The sequence below is a fragment of the Streptomyces sp. A012304 genome (genome assembly GCF_026008495.1).
GTDB lineage: Bacteria > Actinomycetota > Actinomycetes > Streptomycetales > Streptomycetaceae > Streptomyces.
This window is the reverse complement of the sequence record NZ_BQUN01000200.1, coordinates 80,843-88,865: the sequence shown is the minus strand read 5'-3', so window position 1 is coordinate 88,865 and position 8,023 is coordinate 80,843. Positions and strand designations below refer to the sequence as shown.

Below are 8,023 nucleotides of genomic sequence, written 5' to 3'. Positions count from 1 at the left end.
GGTTGGCGGCGGTGACCAGCGGCAGCCCGGTGATGGCGGCGAGGTGGCGGCGGGCCGACTCGGCATACCCGGCGGGCGCGTTGAGACCGGTACCGATCGCCGTGGCCCCCAGGTTGATCTCATGGATCAGTTCCACCGCCTCCGCGAGTCGGCTGCGGTCCTCCTCGATCATGACGGCGTACGCGGAGAACTCCTGGCCGAGCGTCATCGGCACCGCGTCCTGCAACTGCGTGCGGCCCATCTTCAGCACGTCACGGAACTCCACCGCCTTGGCCGCGAAGGCGTCCTGCAGCACCGCCATCGCCTTGAGCAGCCCGCGCACCGCGAACACCGTCGCGACCTTCACAGCGGTCGGGTAGACGTCGTTGGTCGACTGACCGAGGTTGACGTCCTCATTGGGATGCAGGTACCGGTACTCGCCCTTGGTGTGGCCCAGCAGCTCCAACGCCCGGTTGGCCACGACCTCGTTGGCGTTCATGTTGGTCGACGTCCCGGCACCGCCCTGGATCACGTCGACGACGAACTGCTCGTGCAGCTTGCCGGCGCGGATCTCGCGGCAGGCGGCGACGATCGCGGCGGCCTTCGCCGGCTCCAGCAGGCCCAGCTCCTCGTTGGCGAGGGCAGCGGCCTCTTTGACCGCGGCGAGGGCGTCGATCAGGTGCGGGTAGGCGGAGATCGGAGTGCCGGTGATCGGGAAGTTCTCGGTCGCCCGCAGGGTGTGCACACCCCAGTAGGCATCGGCGGGAACGTCCCGGTCGCCGAGCAGATCGTGCTCAGTGCGGGTGACGGCGGTCATGGGCTGGGGCCCTCTCTCGGGAGGCATGGTGGGGGGCCTTCCGCGTCGCTGCGTGGAAGGCCCCCGCGGTGTCACCGGTGTCGGTACCTGCTCAGAGCAGGCGATCCTTCGCCTTGTAGTAGGCGCCGCCGAACGGCAGGAACCAGGCGGTGCCGTTGTAGAAGGGGACGGGCACCTTCGGGAAGCCGAAGCCGCGCATCGGGTTGGCCTCGGGGTTGCCGTCCATCATCTCGGCGACCGCGCGGCCCATGTAGGTGGCCATCTGAACGCCGTGGCCGCAGTAACCCATGGAGTAGTACAGGCCGTTCACCTCGCCCGCGTGCGGAATGCGGTCCCAGGAGAAACCGACCATGCCGCCCCACACGTAGTCGATGCGCACCCCCGCCAGCTGCGGGAAGATCTCGGTCATCTCCCGCTTGAGGATGTCGCCGCTCTTGATGTCGGAGGCCGGGTTGGAGGGGGCGAAGCGGGCCCGGCCGCCGAAGGCGAGGCGGTTGTCCGGCGTGAGACGGATGTAGTTGCCGACATTCTTGTGGGCGACCAGCAGGCGGCCGTTGGGGATGAGCTCCTTGGCGCGCGCCTCCCCCAGCGGCTCGGTGACGATGATGAAGCTGCCGACGTTGATCAGCCGCTTACGGAACCACGGCATCGACTGGTCGGTGTAGGCATCCGTCGCCGCCATGACCTGCTTGGCACGGATGGTGCCGCGCATGGTCTCCACCACGAAGCCGCCGCCAGGGAGGCGGGTGAGGCCGGTGGCGGCGTTGCGCTCGTGGATCTCGGCGCCGGCACGCTCGGCGGCGTCTGCCAAACCGACGACGAACTTGCCCACGTGCAGGGCTGCGCCGAGCGGGTCGAGCAGGGCGCCGTGGTAGTAGTCCGAGCCCAGCTCGGCGCGCAGCTCACTCTTGCTCAGGACGACCGTCTCGTGGCCGAAGTTCTCGGCCAGGTCGCGCTGCTTGGCGTGCATGCCCTCGAGGTGCTTGGGCTTGCAGACCAAGCCGAGGCGCCCGGCACGGTGGAAGTCGCAGTCGATCTTCTCCTTGACCGCGATCTCCTCGACGAGGTCCACTGCGACGCGGAACGCGTCGTAGAGTTCGCGAGCACGTTCCTGCCCGTAGCGCTGGCGGGCCTGGGCCGGGCTGATGGTGATGCCGGGGTTGCAGTGGCTGCCGTTGCGCCCCGAGGCGCCCGAACCGACCTGGTCCTTCTCGACCAGGACGACCCGGGCACCCTTGAGGGCGGCGTGGTAGGCGGTGGACAGGCCGGTGAGGCCGCCGCCGATCACCACCACATCCGCCTCGTCGGGCAGGTCCTTCCCGGAACGGTCGGGCAGGGCCGGGGCTGTGTCCATCCAGTAGGGGATCTGCTTCATGGCGTGCGTCCTCTGTGTTCTCGGTCTGTTTCGCCGGTTGCGCCGTCGGTCAGCAGCCGAGGAGCTTCGGCAGGCCCGACAGGTCGGGCAGCTCGTCGTACGGCTGGTAGTCGGCGCTGCCCTTGCGGCCGTAGCGGTTGATCCACACCCGGCGCTTCAGGCCGAGGTCGCGGGTCGGGATGTGGTCGTACTCCCAGCCCTGGGCGACGTGGATGACCTGCGACGGCTCGACACCCATGGTCCGGAAGGCGTGCTTGAAGGCCTGGCGGTCCGGCTTGTAGGCACCGGCCTGCTGGGCGGTGATGACGTAGTCGAAATCGACGCCGATGTTCTCGACGTTCCGCGCGATCAGGTTGTCGTCGGTGTTGGAGATGATGGCGATCTCGTACTTGGTCTTCAGCTGCCGCAGGGCCGCGGGGACCTCCGGCCAGGGGCCGAAGGTGGGGACGGCGTCCACGAGGGCCTCGCCGTCGGACTCGCGGTACTCCAGGCCGTGCAGGCGCATCGCGTTGCGCAGGCTGGAGTGCAGGACCTCGTGGTAAGGGCGGTAGGCCTCCAGGACGGCCTGGAAGCGCATGACGCGGAAGTCGTCGAGGAACTCGTCGACATCCAGGTTGTCCAGATCCAGCCGGTCCTCCAGGACCTTCAGGGTCGTGGGACCGAGCTCGAAGTTGATCAGGGTCGCATACGCGTCGAAGGTGACGATCTCTCGCATGGTGTCCAGCCTTGGTCTCTCGCGGTTTTCAGAGGGGGTGGGGGCTTCAGACGACGCGTTCGCCGGGGGTGACGATCGCGTCGAGCGCGGCCAGGTCGGCCGGGCTCGGTATCCAGTCGGCCGCCGCCGCGTTGGCGGTGACCTGCTCGGGGCTCATGGCGCCGCAGATGACGGAACCGACGGCGGGCAGGGCCGCCAGGCCGCCGACCGCGACCTGGAGGAGGGTCAGGCCGCGTTCGGCGCCGTACGCGGTGAGCGCCTCGACCTTGTCGAGGGCCGCATCGGTGAGCCAGCCCTGCCGCCAGGACAGCCTGCTGCCGGGCGGGGGCTCCTCGCCGCGCCGGTACTTGCCGCTGAGCAAGCCGTTGGCCAGCGGGTAGTACGGCAGCAGGCCGACGCCGTGGCGCAGGCAGGCCGGGATCAGGTCCTGCTCCACGCCGCGGTCGAGCAGGTGGTAGCGGTCCTGGGTGGACACGAAGGCGTCCGTGACCTGCTCGGCCGGGAGGTTGGAGCAGCCGATGTACCGGATCTTGCCCTCGTCGACCAGCTCCTGGAGCGCGGCGACCGTCGCCTCCAGCGGCGTGACGCCGTCGGGTTCGTGGTACTGGTACAGGTCGATCCGGTCGGTGCCGAGCCGGGTGAGCGATGCCTCGACCGCGTACCGGATGTAGGAGCGGGCCCCGCGCGGACCGTACAGGTCGGCGTCCCGGCCCATCTCCATGCCGAACTTGGTGGCCAGCACCACGTGGTCGCGGTTGCCTTTGAGGGCGGCCCCGAGGAGCCGTTCACCGTCGCCGCGGAGGCCGCCCCGTTCCCCGGACCCGCCGTACATGTCGGCGGTGTCGAACAGGGTGATCCCGGCGTCGAGGGCGGCGTGGACGACGGCCTTCGTGCCGTCCTCGTCGAGGCGGGCGCCGAAGTTGTTGCCGCCCACGCCGACCACCGACACGGTCGGGCCACGCTCTCCGAGCGATCGGTATCTCATGGCCGGCTGCCGAATCCGATGCAGACGTTCTTGGTCTGCAGGTAGCTGGCCAGGCCTTCGAGGCCCTTCTCCCGGCCCCAGCCGCTGTGCTTGTAGCCGCCGAAGGGAAGCTCGACGCCGGTGCCGACGCCGGTGGCGTTGACGTAGACCTGGCCGGCCCGGATGCCCTCGGCCATCCGCATCGCCTTGTCGATGTCGCGGGTCCACACGTACGAGGCGAGGCCGTACGGGCTGTCGTTGGCGATCTCCAGGGCCTCGGCCGCGTCGTCGAACTCGATGACCGTGACGACGGGACCGAAGATCTCCTCGCGGGCGCAACGGGCCTGGTTGTCCAGACCGGTCAGGACGGTCGGCTCGACGAAGTATCCGTCGGCGAGCTCGGGGTCCGAGGGGGCGCCTCCGCCGGCCCGTGCCACGGCGCCCTCCTCCCGTGCCAGCTCCAGGTAGCCGAGGACCCGGTCCCGCTGCCGTGCGGCGACGAGCGGGCCGACGTCCGGGTCGGTGAGACCGGGGCCGAGGCGCAGGGACGCGACGTGTGCGACGAGCTTGTCCAGGAACTCCTCGGCGCCGCGCTGGAGCAGCAGCCGGGTGCCGGCCGAGCAGGTCTGCCCGGCGTTGCCGAACGCGGAGGCGGCTACCGCGCCGAGCGCCAGGTCGAAGTCGGCGTCCGCGAAGACGACGACCGGCGACTTGCCGCCCAGTTCGGTGACGGAGGGCACCACGTTGGCTGCGGCGGCCTGGGCGACCTTGATACCGGTCGGCACCGAGCCCGTGAAGGTGACCTGGTTGATGTCCGGGTGGCCGGCGAGGGCCGCGCCGGTCTCGCCGTCGCCGGGGACGACGTTCAGAACGCCTGGCGGAAGTCCGCACTCCAGGGCGATCCTGCCGATCTCCAGCGGGGTGAGCGGCGCCTCGGGTGACGGCTTGAGCACCACCGTGCAGCCGGCGGCCAGCGCCGGGGCGGAGCCCCTCGCGGTGTTCTGGAGCGGGTAGTTGAACGGGATGATCTGACCGGAGACGCCGATCGGCTCACGGACGGTGTAGTCGATCAGGCCGGGGCCGAGCGGGATCGTCGAGCCGCCGAGCTTGTCGGCGACGCCCGCGTAGAACTCGAAGTAGCGGGCCGCCGCCTCGACGTCGGCCTTCGCCTGGCGGAGCGGCTTGCCGACGTCCTGGCTCTCCAGGCGGGCCAGCCGTTCGCCCTGGTAGCGGATGGCCTCCGCGATCCGGTACAGGATCCGGCCCCGGTCGGCGGCACGCATCCCGGCCCACTCGGGAGCGGTGAAGGCCGCGCGCGCGGCGGCCACCGCCTGGTCCACGTCCGCCTTGCCGGCCAGTGCCACCTGGGCGAGGGCCGTGTCGTTGGACGGGTCGAGGACGGTGAAGGAGCGTCCGTCGGCGGCGGGGACGTGCTTGCCGTCGATGAGCAGCTCGGTCAGTTGCAGTTCGCCGGTCATGGCTGGATCTCCCCAAGCACCTCGCCGAAGATGACGACCTCGTCGCCGGGGCGGACCGTGCGGATCCGGCGGACCCAGAGCACGATGCCGTCCTGCGGCGCGCTGACCTCCTCCAGCACGTTGCCGTAGTGGTCGGTGATGGTGGCGATCAGGTCGCCTTCCTTGCAGTTCTCCCCCGGCTCGGCGCGGGCGACGAAGAAGCCGCCGGCGGCGGACCGGGCGAAGGTGCCGGAGACGGTCGTGTAGGTGTCCCGCAGCTCCGCCGCGCCGTCGATCATGCCGAGGCTGCGGAGGATGTTGCGGATCGAGTGCATGTGGTGCTCGACGTTGGCTTCGCGGTAGGTGGCGCCGCCGCACTCGATGGTGATGGCGGGCTTGCCGGCTTCGAGGACGGGGTGGCGGACCGTGCCGCCCCACTTGCCGCCCTTCCAGACCAGCTCGTGCCCGGCGGCGAGCGCCAGGTCCGTCGCCAGGTCCTCGTAGCCGCCCTGGAGGATGACGAGCGGGGCGATCTCGCCGTAGGCGCCGCCGGTGTGCAGGTCGATCACGGCGTCGACGGCCGGCACGACCTTCTCCACGAAGGTGGCGGCCAGACGCTGGGAGTAGGAGCCTTCCGGGTCGCCCGGGAAGATGCGGTTGAGGTTGAGGTGGTCGATGCCGCTGGCGCGGGCCGCCGCCTCGAAGGCCGGGGTGTTCAGGCAGGGGATGCCGACGACGGTGCCGCGCAGGGTGGCCGGGTCGATGTCGGCGAGGACGCGGCGGATGGCCTCCTGGCCGTCGTACTCGTCGCCGTGCACGCCCGCGTCCACGCACAGGACCGGGCCGTCCTGGGCGCCGTTGACGACGATCAGCGGAATGCCGAGCTCCACGCCGTAGCTGCTGGTGCCGACCGGGATCAGGCCGTGGGCGCGCTCGCCCGGCGCGACGGTCAGCGGACCGATGGAGTACATGTGGTTCCTTCCCAATACGGGGATCAGATGCGGGACGACGCCTCGGCGAGGGTGCCTGCGATGATCGCGGCGATACGGTCGAGGACGGTGCGGTCGCTGATCAGCGGGGGCGCGATCTGGACGAGCGGCCTGGAGCGGTCGTAGACGCGGGCCAGCAGGCCGGCCTCGCGCAGTCGGCGCGGGATCAGGTCGCCGATCAGCTCGGCTCGGGCCTTGGCGCTGAAAGCGCCGTCGTCGAGGTCGCCGACGAGTTCGCAGGAGTAGAAGAACCCGGTGCCGCGGACGTCGCCGACGATCGGCAGGTCCTTGAGCGCCGCCATGCGCTTGGCCAGGTCGCCCTGGAGTCCGCGGACGTTGTCCAGGACGCGGTCCCGCTCCATGATCTCCAGGTTGCGCAGGGCGATGGCCGTGCTCAGCGGGTGCCCGGCGAAGGTGTAGCCGTGGTTGAGGACTGCGCCGGGCCGGTTGATGACCTCGGTGACCTTGGTGCCGACCAGGGTCGCGCCCAGGGGGGCGTATCCGGCGGTGATGCCCTTGGCGACGGTGACCATGTCCGGTCGGGCGCCGTAGCGGTCCCCGCCGAACCACTCCCCGATCCGGCCGAAGGCCGTGATGACCTCGTCCGCGACGAGCAGGAAGCCGTACCGGTCGGCCAGCGCCCGCAAACCCTGCCAGTAACCCCGGGGCGGGGTGATGCAGCCGCCCCGGTTCTGCACCGGCTCGGCGATGAGCATCGCCACGGTCTCCGGACCCTCGGTCAGGATCGCGGCCTCCAACTCCGCGAGCAGCCAGGCCGTGTACACCTCGTCGTCCGCGAACTCCGGGGCCAGGCCGTGGCGGTTGGTGTTCGACACGAACCGGGTGTCGATCGCCGGCGGTCCGTACGGCTCCGTCAGGCCGGGGTCGTCGTTGAACGACAGGGTGCCGATGGTCAGGCCGTGGTAGGCGCCGCGCCGGGCGATCGCCTTGGTGCGGCCCGGCTCGCCTCGCAGGGCGTGGTAGCGGCGGGCTATCTTCCAGGCCGTCTCGACGGACTCGGCGCCGCCGCTCGAGAAGAAGGTGTGCTCGATGTCGACGGGGGCGATCCGGGACAGCCGCTCGGCGAGTTCGATGGCCGAGGGGTGCGCGGAGCCGGTCCACAGCGGGCTGTAGCACAGTTCGCGCAGTTGCCGTTCGGCCGCCTCGGCGAACTCGGCACCGTAGGAGTAGCCGAGCTGGCAGCAGTACAGCCCTGACAGGCCGTCGATGTAACGCCTGCCTTCCGCGTCATCGACGTACGGGCCCTCGCCGCGGCGGACGACGAACAGTTCCTGATCCGGCAGCGCGAGCGAGCCGTTGTCGGTCATGTTCAGCAGCAGGTGCCGCTGAGCGGTGGCGGTGGTCATACGGCGTCGCCTCCGGGGTTGGCGACGCCGACTGTGTTCTCGACCGAGAGCAGGGAGTCCTGTCGGCCGGAGCCGATCCAGCGGACCAGGGCGACGAGGCCGAGGGCGAGGATGGCGAAGGCGGTGAGGAGCGCGCTGACGGCGGTGACGCTGGGGTCGATCTCGAAGGTGAGGGAGTTGTAGACCCGCACCGGCAGGGTGACGGTGTCGACGGAGGAGAGGAACTGGGAGATGTAGAACTCGTCGAAGCTGGTGATGAAGGAGAAGATCGCTGCGGCGATCATGCCGGGGGCGGCGAGGGGGAAGGTGATGCGCCGGGCGATGGTGAGGCGGCCGGCGCCCATGCTGGCGGCGGCGTCT

The 8,023-nt window shown here is 70.4% G+C and carries 8 protein-coding genes; all 8 read right to left on the bottom strand.

The genetic code is table 11. The annotated features are described in order from the left end of the window. A partial coding sequence (locus ALMP_RS40415) for a lyase family protein (RefSeq protein WP_264936986.1) occupies positions 1-796 on the bottom strand: 796 nt, incomplete at its 3' end. A gap of 91 nt (positions 797-887) precedes the next feature. Further along, positions 888-2,171: an FAD-binding oxidoreductase gene (locus tag ALMP_RS40410; RefSeq protein WP_264936985.1), complete on the bottom strand. Its 1,284-nt coding sequence runs from the start codon at positions 2,169-2,171 to the stop codon at positions 888-890. A 49-nt stretch (positions 2,172-2,220) separates the two neighbouring features. Further along, positions 2,221-2,886: a haloacid dehalogenase type II gene (locus ALMP_RS40405; RefSeq protein WP_264936984.1), complete on the bottom strand. Its 666-nt coding sequence runs from the start codon at positions 2,884-2,886 to the stop codon at positions 2,221-2,223. Between the two features lie 46 nt (positions 2,887-2,932). Next, the gene (locus ALMP_RS40400) at positions 2,933-3,871 is read right to left on the bottom strand and encodes an aldo/keto reductase (RefSeq protein ID WP_264936983.1); all 939 of its coding nucleotides are present in this window, start codon (positions 3,869-3,871) and stop codon (positions 2,933-2,935) included. Beyond that, positions 3,868-5,328, bottom strand: a complete 1,461-nt coding sequence (locus ALMP_RS40395; RefSeq protein WP_264936982.1) for an aldehyde dehydrogenase — start codon at positions 5,326-5,328, stop codon at positions 3,868-3,870. The genes ALMP_RS40400 and ALMP_RS40395 overlap by 4 nt, the downstream gene beginning before the upstream one ends. Then, the gene (locus ALMP_RS40390) at positions 5,325-6,278 is read right to left on the bottom strand and encodes a succinylglutamate desuccinylase/aspartoacylase family protein (protein WP_264936981.1); all 954 of its coding nucleotides are present in this window, start codon (positions 6,276-6,278) and stop codon (positions 5,325-5,327) included. Before ALMP_RS40390 ends, ALMP_RS40395 begins: the two co-directional genes overlap by 4 nt. 23 nt (positions 6,279-6,301) lie before the next feature. Beyond that, positions 6,302-7,663, bottom strand: coding sequence for an aminotransferase class III-fold pyridoxal phosphate-dependent enzyme (locus tag ALMP_RS40385; RefSeq protein ID WP_264936980.1), 1,362 nt, complete (start codon positions 7,661-7,663; stop codon positions 6,302-6,304). Next, the coding region (locus tag ALMP_RS40380; RefSeq protein WP_264936979.1) for an ABC transporter permease at positions 7,660-8,023 on the bottom strand (364 nt) is incomplete at its 5' end. The genes ALMP_RS40380 and ALMP_RS40385, both read right to left, overlap by 4 nt.

Coding starts and splice junctions, on each gene's coding strand:
- ALMP_RS40410 (WP_264936985.1), bottom strand. CDS start 2,171: ATGAAGCAGATCCCCTACTGGATGGACACAGCCCCGGCCCTGCCCGAC.
- ALMP_RS40405 (WP_264936984.1), bottom strand. CDS start 2,886: ATGCGAGAGATCGTCACCTTCGACGCGTATGCGACCCTGATCAACTTC.
- ALMP_RS40400 (WP_264936983.1), bottom strand. CDS start 3,871: ATGAGATACCGATCGCTCGGAGAGCGTGGCCCGACCGTGTCGGTGGTC.
- ALMP_RS40395 (WP_264936982.1), bottom strand. CDS start 5,328: ATGACCGGCGAACTGCAACTGACCGAGCTGCTCATCGACGGCAAGCAC.
- ALMP_RS40390 (WP_264936981.1), bottom strand. CDS start 6,278: ATGTACTCCATCGGTCCGCTGACCGTCGCGCCGGGCGAGCGCGCCCAC.
- ALMP_RS40385 (WP_264936980.1), bottom strand. CDS start 7,663: ATGACCACCGCCACCGCTCAGCGGCACCTGCTGCTGAACATGACCGAC.